Source organism: Streptomyces sp. NPDC060205 (assembly GCF_042728395.1).
GTDB lineage: Bacteria > Actinomycetota > Actinomycetes > Streptomycetales > Streptomycetaceae > Streptomyces.
This window is the reverse complement of record NZ_JBHWZP010000231.1, coordinates 1-14,934: the sequence shown is the minus strand read 5'-3', so window position 1 is coordinate 14,934 and position 14,934 is coordinate 1. Positions and strand designations below refer to the sequence as shown.

The 14,934-nt window shown below is 72.4% G+C and carries 17 protein-coding genes; 12 read left to right on the top strand and 5 right to left on the bottom strand.

The genetic code is table 11. The features are described 5' to 3' along the window. Positions 1-66 precede the first annotated feature (66 nt). On the bottom strand, positions 67-246 hold the full coding sequence (locus ACFWGJ_RS31205) for a hypothetical protein (RefSeq protein ID WP_387331387.1): 180 nt from the start codon (positions 244-246) through the stop codon (positions 67-69). Positions 247-468: 222 nt separating this feature from the next. Here ACFWGJ_RS31205 and ACFWGJ_RS31200 point away from each other — a divergent pair, with 222 nt between their 5' ends. From ACFWGJ_RS31200 to ACFWGJ_RS31185, 4 genes are all read left to right on the top strand, one after another. Continuing rightward, the gene (locus ACFWGJ_RS31200; RefSeq protein ID WP_387331385.1) at positions 469-1,755 is read left to right on the top strand and encodes an NYN domain-containing protein; all 1,287 of its coding nucleotides are present in this window, start codon (positions 469-471) and stop codon (positions 1,753-1,755) included. Positions 1,756-1,955: 200 nt separating this feature from the next. Further along, positions 1,956-2,987, top strand: a complete 1,032-nt coding sequence (locus tag ACFWGJ_RS31195) for an ABC transporter ATP-binding protein (protein ID WP_387331383.1) — start codon at positions 1,956-1,958, stop codon at positions 2,985-2,987. 70 nt (positions 2,988-3,057) lie between these two features. Further along, on the top strand, positions 3,058-3,900 hold the full coding sequence (locus ACFWGJ_RS31190) for an ABC transporter permease (RefSeq protein ID WP_247706297.1): 843 nt from the start codon (positions 3,058-3,060) through the stop codon (positions 3,898-3,900). A 34-nt stretch (positions 3,901-3,934) separates the two neighbouring features. Further along, positions 3,935-4,579, top strand: coding sequence for an AAA family ATPase (locus ACFWGJ_RS31185; RefSeq protein WP_387331381.1), 645 nt, complete (start codon positions 3,935-3,937; stop codon positions 4,577-4,579). Between the two features lie 247 nt (positions 4,580-4,826). On the opposite strand, the gene ybaK is transcribed toward ACFWGJ_RS31185, so the two are convergent. The 4 genes from ybaK to ACFWGJ_RS31165 all read right to left on the bottom strand — a co-directional run bounded on the left by ybaK (position 4,827) and on the right by ACFWGJ_RS31165 (position 8,847). Then, complete coding sequence (ybaK, locus tag ACFWGJ_RS31180) at positions 4,827-5,330, bottom strand: Cys-tRNA(Pro) deacylase (protein WP_387331379.1); 504 nt, start codon at positions 5,328-5,330, stop codon at positions 4,827-4,829. A gap of 11 nt (positions 5,331-5,341) precedes the next feature. Further along, entirely contained in the window at positions 5,342-6,082 is a 741-nt protein-coding gene (locus ACFWGJ_RS31175) for an LON peptidase substrate-binding domain-containing protein (protein ID WP_387331377.1), read from the bottom strand. Positions 6,083-6,093: 11 nt separating this feature from the next. Further along, on the bottom strand, positions 6,094-7,137 hold the full coding sequence (locus tag ACFWGJ_RS31170) for a hypothetical protein (protein ID WP_387331375.1): 1,044 nt from the start codon (positions 7,135-7,137) through the stop codon (positions 6,094-6,096). A 129-nt stretch (positions 7,138-7,266) separates the two neighbouring features. Beyond that, positions 7,267-8,847, bottom strand: a complete 1,581-nt coding sequence (locus ACFWGJ_RS31165) for an oxidoreductase (protein WP_387331373.1) — start codon at positions 8,845-8,847, stop codon at positions 7,267-7,269. A gap of 212 nt (positions 8,848-9,059) precedes the next feature. Here ACFWGJ_RS31165 and hisD point away from each other — a divergent pair, with 212 nt between their 5' ends. The 8 genes from hisD to hisF are packed head-to-tail and all read left to right on the top strand — an operon-like array spanning position 9,060 to position 14,898. Then, entirely contained in the window at positions 9,060-10,382 is a 1,323-nt protein-coding gene (gene hisD, locus ACFWGJ_RS31160) for a histidinol dehydrogenase (RefSeq protein WP_387331371.1), read from the top strand. A 59-nt stretch (positions 10,383-10,441) separates the two neighbouring features. Further along, positions 10,442-11,608: a histidinol-phosphate transaminase gene (locus ACFWGJ_RS31155; RefSeq protein ID WP_387331389.1), complete on the top strand. Its 1,167-nt coding sequence runs from the start codon at positions 10,442-10,444 to the stop codon at positions 11,606-11,608. Then, entirely contained in the window at positions 11,605-12,198 is a 594-nt protein-coding gene (gene hisB, locus ACFWGJ_RS31150) for an imidazoleglycerol-phosphate dehydratase HisB (protein WP_055518513.1), read from the top strand. Before ACFWGJ_RS31155 ends, hisB begins: the two co-directional genes overlap by 4 nt. 3 nt (positions 12,199-12,201) lie before the next feature. Further along, the gene (locus ACFWGJ_RS31145; protein WP_189769981.1) at positions 12,202-12,366 is read left to right on the top strand and encodes a hypothetical protein; all 165 of its coding nucleotides are present in this window, start codon (positions 12,202-12,204) and stop codon (positions 12,364-12,366) included. Continuing rightward, positions 12,357-13,007 (top strand): imidazole glycerol phosphate synthase subunit HisH, encoded by a 651-nt coding sequence (gene hisH / locus ACFWGJ_RS31140; protein ID WP_387331368.1) that lies wholly within the window; start codon positions 12,357-12,359, stop codon positions 13,005-13,007. Before ACFWGJ_RS31145 ends, hisH begins: the two co-directional genes overlap by 10 nt. Before the next feature lie 3 nt (positions 13,008-13,010). Continuing rightward, positions 13,011-13,736, top strand: coding sequence for a bifunctional 1-(5-phosphoribosyl)-5-((5-phosphoribosylamino)methylideneamino)imidazole-4-carboxamide isomerase/phosphoribosylanthranilate isomerase PriA (gene priA, locus ACFWGJ_RS31135; RefSeq protein ID WP_387331366.1), 726 nt, complete (start codon positions 13,011-13,013; stop codon positions 13,734-13,736). Then, positions 13,733-14,146, top strand: coding sequence for a RidA family protein (locus tag ACFWGJ_RS31130; RefSeq protein WP_387331364.1), 414 nt, complete (start codon positions 13,733-13,735; stop codon positions 14,144-14,146). Before priA ends, ACFWGJ_RS31130 begins: the two co-directional genes overlap by 4 nt. Further along, positions 14,143-14,898 (top strand): imidazole glycerol phosphate synthase subunit HisF, encoded by a 756-nt coding sequence (hisF, locus tag ACFWGJ_RS31125; protein WP_387331362.1) that lies wholly within the window; start codon positions 14,143-14,145, stop codon positions 14,896-14,898. The genes ACFWGJ_RS31130 and hisF overlap by 4 nt, the downstream gene beginning before the upstream one ends. Positions 14,899-14,934 lie beyond the last annotated feature (36 nt).

The window sequence follows — 14,934 nt, the reverse complement described above, 5'->3', positions numbered from 1 at the left end:
GGGCGCACCCGTGCACGGGTGCGCCCCTCGGCGTGTGCCTGGGCCGCAAGGGCCCGTGCGCTTCGCTCAGTTGTGGCCGAAACGCTTCTGGTGCTTACGGGCGACATCGGCGGGGCTGCCCTGGATCTGCGACACCGGCGACTGCCGCTCCTGTGCCGAGGACCGCTCGGACTGCTCCTGCGCGCGCTCCGGCTGCGACGAGCGGTCCTGATCGCCGCCCTGTTTACGGTTCTTGTTCTTGGCCATGGTGCTGCCTCCTACGGGGTTTTCAGGGGCCAGGGCCGGGACCAGACTCACATAGGCTGACGAGTCACGCATTTCGGAGAATTACCGTGCGTAATAAGGCCTGTGGGTGCGTGACATCCCGATCCGCCACGCCGAAGATCGAGTTCCGGCCGTTAACCTCCGCGTGGTCGGGCAGACTCGAAGGAAGCCCGAAGCAAACCTCCCGGAAAGAGGGTGGATCGCGTGGACCGCTGCATCGTCCTGGTGGACGCCGGTTATCTGCTCGGGGCCGCTGCCAGTCTCCTCGCCGGGGAACCCTCGCGATCCCGGATCACCGTGGACCACGCCGCCCTCATCCAGGGGCTGCGCGAGCGCGCCGAGTCCGAGACGGATCGGCCCCTGCTGCGCATCTACTGGTTCGACGGCGCCCCCGACCGCGTACCGCAGCCGGAACACCGCAGGCTGCGGGTGATGCCCCGGGTCACCGTGCGCCTCGGCGCGCTGACCCGCAGCGACGGGCGGTGGGCGCAGAAGGGCGTCGACGCCGCCATGCACGCCGAGCTGACCGAGCTGGCGCGCAACCGGGCCTGCTCCGACGTCGTGCTCGTCACCGGCGACGGGGATCTGCTGCCCGGCATGATGGCCGCCAAGGAACACGGGGTCGCCGTGCACCTGTGGGCCGTGCAGGCCGCGGACGGCGACTACAACCAGTCCGAGGACCTCGTCGCCGAGGCCGACGAGCGGCGTGTGCTCGACCGGACCTGGATCACCAAGGCCGTCCGGGCCAAGGAGCTCGGCGGGGTCTGCGCGCCGCCGCCCGTGCCGCGGCCCGAGATCGCCGCGATCCTCTCCGCGCCGCTGCCCGACTCCGCGCTGAGCGCCGGGCTCGGCTCCGCGCCGTCCTCCGCACTGGGCTCCGCCGGTGAGCGGGGCGTGGGGGAACGGACCGCGGCCCAGGCCGAGCACGCGCAGGCCGCGCCCGGCGAGAACGGCGCGGAGGCGCGGGTGCCGGCCGCGAAGGGTGTGCCCACGCCGAAGGATCTGGCCGCGCTGCGGGCGCCCGGGCCGCCCGTGCCCGGCAGCGCGGCGGGGCAGCATCCCGCGAACGCGACGCTGCGCTGGTCGTCCGACAAGGGGTGGGTGGACCGGCCCGGCGCCGCCCCGGCGGAGAGCCCGGAGGCCGCGCAGCTGCCCACGCTCGCGCAGCTCACCTCGGCGGAGCAGCGGTGGGCCGACCGGGAGGAGGACATCACCACGGTCGGTGGTGATCCGTTCGAGGTCGGGCAGGTGTTCGCGCGGCGGTGGATGGAGCGGCTGGCCGACCAGGCGCAGCTGCCGAAGCTGTCCACGATGTATCCGCGGGTGCCGCATCGGATCGACGGGGAGTTGTTGCGGTACGCGGCGCGGTTCGGGTTGCTCGCGCACAAGGACGATCAGATCGATGAGCATGATCGGTATGCGATTCGGGCGGGGTTCTGGCGGGAGATCGATGTGCGGGCCGCCACGGAGCATGCTCCCGCGGGGGAGTAGGTGGGGGTTTGTTGTCGGGTGCGGGTCGGTGGGGGTTGGTCGCGCAGTTCCCCGCGCCCCTCGGGACGGGCTGCGCCCTGTCCCCCCGCCGCTGACGGGCGCTCCTCGCGGGTCTTGAAGAGGGCGGCGGTGCCCATTCCTGGCAGGTATGTCCTCCCCGCGCGTCGTTCGTGGGGTGGGACCCCGTAGTCTCGGGTCTCGTGAGTACGCGCACCGCACAGGCAGTCCGGGACGGGCACGGTGGGGATGTCGTGTGTGCCGTGCGGGATCTTACGAAGACGTATCCGGCGGTGCGCGGCCGGCGCGGGCAGCCCGCGACCCCCGAGGTGCGGGCCACCGACGGCGTCCGCATCGACATCCGGCAGGGCGAGATCTTCGGGCTGCTCGGGCCGAACGGCGCCGGCAAGACCACCCTCGTACGCCAGCTGACCGGGCTGATGCGCCCCGACCGCGGCAGCGTCGAGATCCTCGGGCACGACATCGTGCGCCACCCCGAGCGGGCGTCGCGCATCCTCGCGTACCTCGGGCAGGAGTCCACCGCGCTCGACGAGCTGACCGTGTCGCTCGCCGCGGAGACCACCGGCCGGCTGCGCGGGCTCGACGTGCGCGGCGCGCGGGCCGAGCGGGACGCGGTCCTGGAGGAGCTGGGGCTCACCGCGCTCGCCTCGCGGCCCCTGAAGAAGCTGTCCGGCGGACAGCGGCGGCTCGCCTGCTTCGCCACCACCCTCGTCGGCGCACGGCCCTTCCTCGTCCTCGACGAACCCACCACCGGCATGGACCCCGTCGCACGGCGGGCCGTCTGGAGCGCCGTCGACCGGCGCCGGGCCGAGCACGCCACGACGGTGCTGCTGGTCACCCACAACGTCATCGAGGCGGAGACCGTCCTCGACCGGGTCGCCGTGCTCGACCGGGGCCGCGTCATCGCCTGCGACACCCCCTCCGGCCTCAAGGAACAGGTCGCCGGCGAGGTGCGGCTCGAACTCGTCTGGCGCGAGCGCGCCCCGCTCGACGTACCGGAAGTCGCGGCCCTGCGCGACCGCGCCGTAGAGTCGGGCCGTCGCTGGTCGCTGCGGCTCTCCCCCGAGGAGGCCCGCGCGGCCGTCGCGGCGGTCACCGGCGGCGCCGCCTTCGCGGCCCTGGACGACTTCACGCTCGCCACCCCGAGCCTGGAGGACGTGTATCTGGCACTGGGCGGCAGCGCCGGAAGCGTACGGGGGTTGGTCAAGGCATGAGCACGCCGGCCTCCGCAGCCGTACGGAACAGGTACAGGACGACAGCCGAAGCGAACAGGAGCCGCTCGACGTGAGTGTCGTACCCGCCGAGATCCTGCCCGGCGCAGCCCGCGTGGACGGGAGCCGGAGCGTGGACACCGAGGACGGTGCCCGTGCCGTGGCCGTGCTCGGGCCGCGCGCGCGGCTGTGGCCCGCGCTGGCCGCCGTCTACCGGGCGCAGCTCTCCCGGGCCAGGGTGGCGCGGATCCCGCTGCTGTTCGTGGCGACCTTCCAGTCGATCGGGATCATGGTCCTGATGCGCGGGGTCGTGGACGGCGGCGGCGAGGCACGGGCCGTGGTCGCCGGTTCGTCGGTCCTCGTGGTCGCGTTCGTCGCGCTCAACCTGCTCGCCCAGTACTTCGGCCAACTGCGCGCCAGCGGCGGTCTCGACCACTACGCGACGCTGCCCGTACCGCCCGCCGCCGTCGTGCTGGGCGCCGCCGCCGCGTACGCCTCCTTCACCGTGCCGGGGACGCTGGTGACCGCCGTCGTGGGCAGCGTCCTCTTCCAGTTGCCGCTGACGCACCTGTGGATCCTCGTCGCCGTCATCCCGCTCGCGGGCGCGGCGCTCGCCGGGCTCGGAGCGGCGCTCGGGCTGCTCGCGCCCCGCCCCGAGCTGGCCACCCTGCTCGGCCAGTTGGGCATGTCCGCCGCGCTGCTGCTCGGTGTGCTGCCGCCGGACCGGCTGCCGACGTTCGTGCAGTGGGCGCGCGATCTGATGCCCTCCACCTACGGGGTGGAGGCCCTCGGGCTGACCTTCGGGCCCGACCCGGACTGGGGTCTCGTGCTGCTCGACCTCGCCGTCTGCGCGGGTGTCGGCGTCGCCTCGCTGGCCGTGGCGACCTGGGCCTACCGCCGGGCGGCCGTCCGGTGACGCGCCCGACAGGCGGGCCTGGCACGATGTCGGTGTGACCGCACCGCTGAACCCGCCTCCGCCGCCGCACCACCAGCCGCCGCACGACGCCTGGCAGGCGCCGCCCGCCGGGTACGGGCTCGGTCATCAGGAGGACGGTCCCGGAATGAAGACAGAGCTGCGCGAGGCCGCGATCGTCACGGTCGCGATGGCGGTCGCCGGACTGCTGCTCGGTGTCCTGTGGTGGTGGCTGGCACCGCACGTGCCGCTGGTCTCGGACGACACCACCGTCTACCTCGCGGACACGGAGGGGGAGCAGGCCATCGGCGTGGACGGAACGTTCACTCTGCTGGCGCTCGGCCTCGGCCTGGTCAGCGCGCTGGTGGTGTTCCTGCTGCGGCGCCGGGGCGGTATCGCGCTCGTCGTCGCCCTCACCGTCGGCGGCGTCCTCGGTTCCCTGGTCGCCTGGCGCCTCGGCATCTGGCTCGGCCCCACCCAGGACGTGGTCGCGCACGCCAAGGAGGCAGGCAAGGGCGTCACCTTCGACGCCCCGCTGGAACTCGGCGCGAAGGGCGCCCTGCTGGCGTGGTCCGTCTCGGCCCTGCTCATCCACCTGGGCCTGACGGCCCTCTTCGCCCCCAGGGACCCGGACCCCTTCGAGACCCGGTCCCCGTACTACCCACAGCCCCCGCAGGCCTGACGGCCACCCAGGACGGGGCAGCCCCGCAGGGGCGCCCCGAGGGGCGCGGGGAACTCCGCGGCCGGCCACGACGCACCCGCAGCCGACGCACAACCTCGAAGCGGAGCGTTCACGCCGGCCGGCGCCCATGATTCGCCCGCCCCTTACGGATACGCCACTTCCGCTTACGCGTCTTCTTCGACATGTCCTCGGTACTTAACCGAGAACCCGGCCCCCGTCGAGAGGCCGCGCACGCCCGTCGTGAGGGTCAGTCCCGCCCGACGGCGGCCACCACCGCGCCGGTGAGCCGCGCGAGGTCGTCGGGGGCCAGCTCGACCTCCAGCCCCCGCCGCCCCGCGGAGACGCAGATCGTGGCGTGCCCGCGCGCGGACGCGTCCAGCACCGTACGCAGCCGCTTGCGCTGCCCGAGCGGTGAGATGCCCCCGCGGACGTACCCCGTGGTGCGTTCCGCGGCGGCCGGGTCGGCCATCGCGGCCCGCTTGCCGCCCACCGCCGCCGCCAGCGCCTTCAGGTCGAGGGAGCCCGCCACGGGCACGACGGCCACGGTCAGGTCCCCGTCGACGTCCGCGACGAGCGTCTTGAAGACCCGGTCCGGGGACACCCCCATGGCCTCGGCGGCCTCCTCCCCGTACGAGGGGTGCGCCGGGTCGTGTTCGTAGGCGTGGACCGTGAACTCGACCCCGGCCGCGGCGAGCGCCACGGTCGCCGGCGTCCCGCCCGTCTGCTGCTGCTTCTTCGCCTTCTTGGCCAAGGGACGTTCCTTCAGTTGAGGCTCGTGGGCCCGCGCGTCAGCTCCGACGCGGGCAACGAGGGCAGATTGCGAATGATCGCGGTCTCCGCCCGCAGCAGCGTCAGCTCCTCGCGCAGCCGGGACGCGATGTCCGGTGCCTGGAGCAGCCGCTGCTTCGCCGGGACGTCCAGCATCGCCGCCGCCGCGACCAGGTACGAGACGACGGACGGCTCGTCGGGGAGATCGGCCCCGGTGGCGAGCGAGCGCTCCCGCGCGCCCGCCAGCCGCTTCTGGTACTGCCGGAACGCCCGCAGCACCCCTTCCGCCAGCGCCCCGGCCTCTTCGCCGGGCTCCTCCGGCAGTTCTTCGAGGTCGGCCGTCAGATAGGCCCCGGAGGCGTCCACGGAGGCCAGCCTTACCCGGGTCGTCCCGGTGGCCAGTACCTCGAAGCTGCCGTCGGCCCGTTCCCGGATCGTCGCCGCGTCGGCGATGCAGCCCACCGCGTGGAAGGCCTTCAGCGGTTCGTCGCCGAAGCCGGCCGAGGGCCCGCGCTGCGGTACGGCCGTCTGGTCGGGCATGCCGGGCGAGGTGGCCGCGACCTCGTGGCCGTCGCGGATGGCGACGACGGCGAACCGGCGCGGTTCGTCCTCGGGGGTCTTGAGCAGATCCCGCATCATCGCGCGATAGCGCTCCTCGAAGATGTTCAGCGGCAGGACGAGCCCGGGAAACAGCACCGAGTTCAGGGGGAAGAGTGGGAGCCGGACGGTGGTCACGACCCGAAAGCCTAATGGTCACCGGAGGGCGCAGGTCCGCCGTGCTCACTCCGTGGATGCGGAAGATCCCCGATCCGTGTCCGCAGGGGCCGGTCCGCGGCCACCTGGATCCGGATCCCGTCGCGCAGTTCGAGGAACTGGCCGAGCGGATCGTCCGAGACCCGGTCCCAGGGGAACGAGGTGGCGTACGGGCCGATCCGGCGCAGTTGTTCCAGCGCGTCCTCCCAGCGTTCCAGCCTGACCAGCACATAGGTGAGGAGATTGCGGACCTCCGCGGGCCACGGGTCGGCGTCCGCGTACTGAGCGGAGAGGGCGATCGCCAGGTCGGCCGCCGAGTCGAGGCGCTCGCGGGCGACGGCGGCCCCGCCGCCCTCGGTGAGATAGGCGAAGGCAGCCCGTACGGGCAGGGCCTGGACCAGGGAGCCGGGCAGCGCGTCCTGGGCGGCGCGCTCGGCGAAGTCGAAGCACTCGCGGTGCGAGCCGTACCAGGCGGCGGACAGGTACTGCAGGGCGGCCACATGGCAGCCGTAGTGGTGCGGGGAGCGGCGCACTGCCTGCGCCCACAGCTGCTCGAACTCGGTGTGCGACGCGTTCGTGCCGCGGGCGTGGTCCAGCGCGATCCGCCACGGCACGGGGTCGCGCGGGGCGCCCTCGGCGGCGGCGGAGATCAGCGGTCCGACCTGGCGCAGCAGTTCGGCGCGGGCCGGTGACCGCCAGCTCCGGCAGACCGCGAGTTCGGCCTTGACGAGGGCCGCGTCCGGGTCGTGCGGGGCGGCGGAGCGCCAGTCGTCGAACCATTCGCCGCGGGAGAGGGCGAAGGCCGCGAGGCGGGTCGTGTACCGGTCCCGGTTCTCCCACTCGGCGGACTCGCGGGTGGTGGACAGCAGTTTTCCGGCCGGTCCGTACTCGCCGCGGCCCGCCGCGACCAGGGCCGGTCCGAGCCGCTCGTCGGGGGCGTCGAGCAGCACCTCGTCGTCGTCGGGCAGACCGGCGGCGAGACTCGAAGTGTTCCGCGCCATCCGGACCGTACGGAGGAGCGCTCGCAGCAGTGCCATGGTGGGTCCATTGAAAACCGCAGGTCGGACCCGTACCAGGGGGTGTGCGGTGACGCTTTCGTAACCGTGGTTTGGTTGCTTGGGGATTGGTCAAGGGCGGGTAAAAGGTGACTGTTGCTCAGGTGTCGGTCAGCCTCGGCGGAGGGTGCGGGTGGCGCCCGCCGCCACCGTCGTCGCCAGGACCCAGCCCAGCAGGATCACCACCGCGGCCAGCCACTGCCAGCCGCCGCGCAGCTGCCAGTAGCCGGCCTGGCCGAGGTCGATGAGCGGCAGCAGCAGGTCCAGGGCGAAGATCGACGGGTTCCACGGCGGATGCTCACCGTTCTTGAGCGGCGGATGGTCGGCGTGCCCGAAGGCGAAGGAGGTCACCGCCCAGAGCACGCCCATCCAGATGGCCGCACGTCCCGGCCGGTACCCGTAGGCGACCGCCCAGTCCTGCACGTAACCCCACAGCTTGGCCGCGATCGGCAGGTTCTCGCGGCGGTGGCGCTGCTTGGCGAGCAGCACCTCGCGGGCCTCCTCGTCCTCGCCGCCGTTGCGCAGCACGGTCGCCAGCCGCTCGTACGGCTCCGGGCTGTACTCGGGCGTGGCGGCGGCCACCCACTGCAGGCGCCGGGCCAGCGGGAACGGGCCGCGCGGCACCAGGTACTCGTACTGGAAGCCGCCCATCTGCAGCTGGCCCGCGCCCGGCCAGCTGGTCGCCTGGTCGATGAGGGTGACCACCCGCGCCCCGTTCAGCACGACCCGCCCGCGCTGCGGACGCCGGCCGAGGAACCGCAGCTCGGGCACCTGGACGCGGCGCAGCGAGATCTCCTGGTCGTCGCGCAGGGTGAGGCGGGCCTGCTCGAAGTCCACCGCGTCGCCGAACCGGCCGTCGTCGAGCCGGATCCCGCCCTCGCACTCGAACCGCTGCACGCGGGTGCCCCGGGCGGGGGTCCGGCCGCTGGTCAGCACGGGGTCGCCGATGCCCGCGGGGGTCAGGTACATGGTGCGCTCGACGGTCAGCTGCGGTGCGTTCAGCGCCCGGCGGCCGTACGGATTGGCCAGCCGGCTGCCGCGCAGGCTGAGCGAGACGCCGACCTTCGCGCCGCGCAGACTCAGCTCGCCGTGCGACTCCATCATCTCGGCCTGCAGGTCCTGCCCGATGGTCATCCCGTCGCCGACGAGGGAGTTGTCGCGCCGGTCCCGGTAGATCACCGCCTGGTTGAGCAGCAGGTCCGTGCCTATGTGCGCGTCGGTGAGGCGCACGCCGTTGTGGAAGTGGCAGCGCGGCAGATGCAGATCGCCCTCGGTGTGCAGCCGGGCCGCCTCCAGGCGCGGTATCGCGCAGTCCACCAGCCGCAGCGTCGTGAACCGGGACTCCGGCAGCAGGATCTCCTTCTCGAAGCGGCAGCCCTTCATCTCCACGTACGGCTCGACGGTGCCGCCCGCGAGATCGAGCGGGTCGACGATCTGCACCCCGGTGAGTTTGAGGGAGGCCACGCGGCCGTCCAGTGCGGGCGGGCCGTTGAGCAGCAGCCAGCACACGATCCTGGCCCGTACCGTGCGCTCCGGGCCCCACGGATGGCCACCGTGCGGATCGTCGACGACGGTGTCCCCGGCCCGCAGGTCGTACACGCTGCCGTTGCGGAACGCCTGCCACATGCCCGCCTCGGCCGCGCTCAGGTCGTCGGGCAGTTCGCCGACGCGCAGGCCGGCCCCATCGGTCACGATGTTCTCTCTCTCCTCAGTTACTCGCCGGTTCGTACAGCCGTCCCTGTGATGCCCGCTGAGTCGGCGCCTGAACGCCGAGAGTGACCGTCGTTGCTCTCAGTGACCATGGGGGGCCGGATCAAGCCACCCGCCGACCGACGACCCCCGGCGCGTATCAGCGATTGATACAGCCGTCCGACGCCCGACGGCCGTCTGAGAGAATTAGTCACGTGATCTCCCGAATCGATCTGCGCGGCGACGCCCTCCCCGAGGGACCCGCCCTGCGCGACCTGCTGCCCCGAGCCGACTTCGACGTTTCGGCCGCCCTGGAGAAGGTGCGTCCGATCTGCGAGGCCGTGCATCATCGGGGCGACGCGGCGCTGATCGACTACGCGGAGAAGTTCGACGGCGTACGCCTTGAGTCCGTACGGGTTCCCGCGCAGGCCCTCACGGACGCGCTCGACCAGCTCGATCCGGACGTGCGCGCGGCCCTGGAGGAGTCGATCCGCCGCGCCCGCACCGTCCACCGCGAGCAGCGCCGCTCCACCCACACCACCCAGGTGGTCCCCGGCGGCTCGGTCACCGAGAAATGGGTGCCCGTCGACCGCGTCGGGCTGTACGCGCCCGGCGGCCGGTCGGTCTACCCCTCGTCCGTGATCATGAACGTGGTCCCGGCGCAGGAGGCGGGCGTCGCGTCGATCGCGCTCGCCTCGCCCGCCCAGTCCGACTTCGGCGGCCTGCCGCACCCGACGATCCTGGCCGCCTGCGCGCTGCTCGGCATCGACGAGGTGTACGCGGCCGGCGGCGCGACCGCCGTCGCGATGTTCGCGTACGGCACCGAGTCCTGCCCGCCCGCCAACATGGTCACGGGCCCCGGCAACATCTGGGTCGCCGCGGCCAAGCGCTACTTCGCCGGCCGGATCGGCATCGACGCCGAGGCCGGTCCGACCGAGATCGCGATCCTCGCCGACGAGAGCGCCGACCCGGTGCACGTCGCCTCCGACCTGATCAGCCAGGCCGAGCACGACCCGCTCGCCGCCGCCGTCCTCGTCACCGACTCCCTCGTGCTGGCCGACGCGGTCGCCAAGGAACTGGAACCGCAGGTCGCCGCCACCAAGCACATCGAGGACCGGATCGTCCCGGCGCTCGCCGGCAGGCAGTCCGCGATCGTGCTGGTCGACGGCGTGGAGGAGGGCCTGCGGGTGGTCAACGCCTACGGCGCCGAGCACCTGGAGATCCAGACGGTCGACGCGCACGCGGTCGCCGACCGGGTCACGAACGCCGGCGCGGTCTTCGTCGGGCCCTGGGCGCCCGTCTCGCTCGGCGACTACGCGGCCGGCTCCAACCACGTCCTGCCGACCGGCGGCTGCGCCTGCCACTCCTCGGGCCTGTCCGTCCAGTCGTTCCTGCGCGGCATCCACATCGTCGACTACACCCGCGACGCGCTCGCGGAGGTCGCCCACCACGTCGTGACGCTCGCCGAGGCGGAGGACCTCCCCGCCCACGGCGCTGCGGTCAAGGCGCGGTTCGGCTGGAAGGTGCCCGGCAAGTGAGTACTCGCGGCAATTCCTCCGACAGCTCGACCGGCACCTCGTCCGGCAGGCCTTTCGGTATAGAAGATCTGCCCGTCCGCGACGAGCTGCGCGGCAAGTCCCCGTACGGCGCGCCGCAGCTCGACGTGCCCGTACGGCTCAACACCAACGAGAATCCGTACCCGCTGCCCGAGCCGCTCGTCGAGCGGATCGCCGAGCGGGTGCGCGAGGCCGCGCGCCACCTCAACCGCTACCCCGACCGGGACGCGGTGGAGCTGCGCACCGAACTGGCCGCCTATCTGACGAAGACCGGCCGGCACGTGGTCGGCGTCGAGAACGTGTGGGCGGCCAACGGCTCGAACGAGGTCATCCAGCAGCTGCTGCAGACCTTCGGCGGGCCCGGCCGCACCGCGATCGGCTTCGAGCCCTCGTACTCGATGCACGGGCTCATCGCGCGCGGCACCGGGACCGGATGGATCTCCGGTCCCCGAGGCGACGACTTCACGATCGACGTGGCCGCGGCCGAACAGGCCATCGCGGAGCACCGGCCCGACGTCGTGTTCATCACCACCCCCAACAACCCCACGGGCAACGCGGTTCCGGCCGCCACGGTCCTCGCGCTGTACGAGGCGGCGCAGACGGCCAGGGCCAACAGCGCCGGCGCGATGGTCGTCGTCGACGAGGCCTACGTCGAGTTCAGTCACGGTGAGTCACTGCTGCCGCTGCTGGAAGATCGGCCGAATCTCGTCGTCTCACGCACCATGTCGAAGGCGTTCGGCGCGGCCGGGCTGCGTCTCGGCTACCTCGCCGCCCACCCGGCGGTCGTGGACGCCGTCCAGCTCGTACGGCTGCCGTACCACCTGTCGGCCGTCACCCAGGCGACCGCGCTGGCCGCACTGGAGCACACCGACACCCTGCTCGGATACGTCGAGCAGCTGAAGACGGAGCGTGACCGGCTGGTGGCCGAGCTGCGCGCGCTGGGCTTCGAGGTGACCGAGTCCGACGCCAACTTCGTCCAGTTCGGACGGTTCGACGGCGCGGCCGGCTCGCACGAGGCCTGGCGGCTGATCCTCGACCAGGGCGTCCTGGTCCGGGACAACGGCGTACCGGGATGGCTGCGGGTCACCGCGGGCACCCCCGCCGAGAACGACGCGTTCCTCGCCGCGGTCCGTGCACTGCCGCGCGATTTGCAGACATCCGTGCCTGCGGGGGACACCCCCGCACCCCCGAAGGAGCAGAGCGCATGAGCCGCGTAGGCCGTGTCGAACGGAACACCAAGGAGACCTCCGTCGTCGTCGAGATCGACCTCGACGGCAGCGGGAAGGTCGATGTGTCGACAGGCGTCGGCTTCTACGACCACATGCTCGACCAGCTCGGCCGGCACGGTCTGTTCGACCTGACCGTGAAGACCGAGGGCGACCTGCACATCGACTCGCACCACACCATCGAGGACACCGCCCTCGCCCTGGGCGGCGCCTTCAAGCAGGCGCTCGGCGACAAGGTCGGCATCTACCGCTTCGGCAACTGCACCGTCCCGCTGGACGAGTCGCTCGCCCAGGTCACCGTCGACCTCTCCGGCCGCCCCTACCTCGTGCACACCGAGCCCGAGAAGATGGCGCCGATGATCGGCGAGTACGACACGACGATGACCCGGCACATCCTGGAGTCCTTCGTCGCCCAGGCGCAGATCGCCCTGCACGTGCACGTGCCGTACGGGCGCAACGCCCACCACATCGTGGAGTGCCAGTTCAAGGCGCTCGCCCGGGCCCTGCGGTACGCCTCCGAGCGCGACCCGCGCGCGGCGGGCATCCTTCCCTCCACGAAGGGCGCGCTGTAAGACATGAGCGGCCTCTCCACCGTCCTGATCGTCGTCGGGCTCTTCCTGCTCGGCGGCGTCTACTCCTTCGTCAAGCAGCAGATGCCCAAGAGCCTGATCATCCTGCTGTCCATCGGCGCGGCCATGTGCCTCGTCGCCGGTGTCGTCCGCCTGGAGGTGTGGAATTGAGTACCCCTTCCAAGCGAGTGGTCGTCTTTGACTACGGCTTCGGGAACGTGCGGTCCGCCGAACGCGCCCTCGCGCGCGCGGGCGCCGACGTCGAGATCACCCGCGACTACGACAAGGCCATGAACGCGGACGGGCTGCTGGTGCCGGGCGTCGGCGCCTTCGCCGCCTGCATGAAGGGCCTGCGGGACGCGCGCGGCGACTGGATCGTCGGCCGCCGCCTCGCCGGCGGACGCCCGGTCCTGGGCATCTGCGTCGGGATGCAGATCCTCTTCGAGCGCGGCATCGAGCACGGCGTCGAGACCGAGGGCCTCGACGAGTGGCCCGGCTCGGTCGAGCCGCTCCAGGCCGACGTCGTGCCCCACATGGGCTGGAACACCGTCGAGGCACCGGCCGGCACGAAGCTCTTCGCCGGCCTCGACGCCGACGCGCGCTTCTACTTCGTGCACTCGTACGCCGTCCACGACTGGTCCCTGGAGACCGCGAACCCGGCGATGCGCTCCCCGCTCGTCACCTGGTCCACGCACGGCAAGCCCTTCGTGGCCGCCGTCGAGAACGGCGCCCTGTGGGCCACCCAGTTCCACCCCGAGAAGTCCGGCGACGCCGGAGCCCAGCTGCTCACCAACTGGATCGGAACCCTGTAGACCATGGCCAAGCTCGAACTCCTCCCCGCCGTCGACGTCCGTGACGGCCAGGCCGTGCGGCTCGTGCACGGCGAGTCCGGCACGGAGACCTCGTACGGTTCCCCCCTCGACGCCGCCCTCGCCTGGCAGCGGTCCGGCGCCGAGTGGCTGCACCTGGTGGACCTGGACGCCGCGTTCGGCACGGGCGACAACCGCGCGCTGATCGCCGAGGTCGCCCGCGCCATGGACATCAAGGTGGAACTGTCCGGCGGCATCCGCGACGACGACACCCTCGCCGCCGCCCTCGCCACCGGCTGCACCCGCGTCAACCTCGGCACGGCCGCACTGGAGACCCCCGAGTGGGTCGCCAAGGTCATCGCCGAGCACGGCGACCAGATCGCCGTCGGCCTCGACGTCCGCGGCACCACCCTGCGCGGCCGCGGCTGGACCCGCGACGGCGGCGACCTCTACGAGACGCTGGAGCGCCTCGACAAGGAGGGCTGCGCGCGGTACGTCGTCACCGACATCGCCAAGGACGGCACCCTCCAGGGCCCGAACCTGGAGCTCCTGAAGAACGTCTGCGCGGCCACCGACCGGCCCGTGGTCGCCTCCGGAGGCGTGTCCTCGCTGGACGACCTCCGCGCCATCGCCGACCTCGTCCCCCTCGGCGTCGAGGGCGCGATCGTCGGAAAGGCCCTGTACGCCAAGGCCTTCACCCTGGAAGAGGCACTCGCGGCGGTGGCCGTATGAGCGGCCTGCGACGCGTCACCACCGGCGCACCCTGGGAGGAGGCCTTCGGCTACTCCCGCGCGGTGGAACTCCCCAACGGCCTGGTGCTGGTCTCCGGCTGCACCTCCGTGGTGGACGGCCAGATCGTCGCGGGCGACCCCTACGAGCAGGCGGTCAACTCCTTCGGCGTCGCGCTGGCGGCCCTGGAGCAGCTGGGCCTCGGCCGCGAGGACGTCGTCCGGACCCGCATGTACCTCACGCACGCGCGTGACGTGGAGGAGATCGGGCGCGCCCACAAGGAAGTGTTCGACGCGGTCCGGCCCGCGGCATCGATGATCATCGTCTCCGGTTTCGTGGACCCCAGCCTGGTGGTCGAGGTCGAGGTGGAGGCGTACCGGCAGGCGGCCCCGGGGGAGGCGTCCGCGTCATGACCCTCGCCATACGTGTCATCCCCTGCCTGGACGTCGACAACGGCCGGGTCGTCAAGGGCGTCAACTTCCAGAACCTGCGCGACGCGGGCGACCCCGTCGAGATGGCCAAGGTGTACGACGCCGAGGGCGCCGACGAGCTGACGTTCCTCGACATCACCGCGTCCTCCGGCAACCGCGAGACCACCTACGACGTGGTGCGCCGCACCGCCGAGCAGGTGTTCATCCCTCTCACGGTGGGCGGCGGGGTACGCACCGCCGAGGACGTCGACAAGCTGCTGCGGGCGGGCGCGGACAAGGTCGGCGTCAACACCGCCGCCATCGCCCGTCCCGACCTGATCCGCGAGATCGCGGAGCGCTTCGGACGGCAGGTGCTGGTCCTGTCGGTGGACGCGCGCAGGACGGCCGCCGGGACCTTCGAGGTGACCACCCACGGCGGTCGCGAGGGCACCGGCATCGACGCCGTCGAGTGGGCGCACCGGGCCGCCGAGCTGGGCGCGGGTGAGATCCTGCTCAACTCGATGGACGCCGACGGCACCAAGGACGGCTACGACCTGGAGATGATCGGGGCGGTGCGCAAGCACGTCACGGTCCCGGTCATCGCCTCCGGAGGCGCGGGCCGGCTCGCCGACTTCGCACCGGCCGTCACCGCGGGCGCGGACGCCGTGCTCGCCGCCTCCGTCTTCCACTTCGGCGACCTGCGCATCGGCCAGGTGAAGCAGACGCTGCGGGAGGCGGGACATCCCGTGCGGTGACACTCCGCCGACGCCGTACCGATGAGAGCCCCGGCC

What these genes read in the sequence shown, in the direction of transcription:
- ACFWGJ_RS31205 (WP_387331387.1), bottom strand. Translation starts at nt 246, where the DNA reads ATGGCCAAGAACAAGAACCGTAAACAGGGCGGCGATCAGGACCGCTCG.
- ACFWGJ_RS31170 (WP_387331375.1), bottom strand. Translation starts at nt 7,137, where the DNA reads ATGGCACTGCTGCGAGCGCTCCTCCGTACGGTCCGGATGGCGCGGAAC.
- hisB (WP_055518513.1), top strand. Translation starts at nt 11,605, where the DNA reads ATGAGCCGCGTAGGCCGTGTCGAACGGAACACCAAGGAGACCTCCGTC.
- ACFWGJ_RS31145 (WP_189769981.1), top strand. Translation starts at nt 12,202, where the DNA reads ATGAGCGGCCTCTCCACCGTCCTGATCGTCGTCGGGCTCTTCCTGCTC.
- priA (WP_387331366.1), top strand. Translation starts at nt 13,011, where the DNA reads ATGGCCAAGCTCGAACTCCTCCCCGCCGTCGACGTCCGTGACGGCCAG.
- ACFWGJ_RS31130 (WP_387331364.1), top strand. Translation starts at nt 13,733, where the DNA reads ATGAGCGGCCTGCGACGCGTCACCACCGGCGCACCCTGGGAGGAGGCC.
- hisF (WP_387331362.1), top strand. Translation starts at nt 14,143, where the DNA reads ATGACCCTCGCCATACGTGTCATCCCCTGCCTGGACGTCGACAACGGC.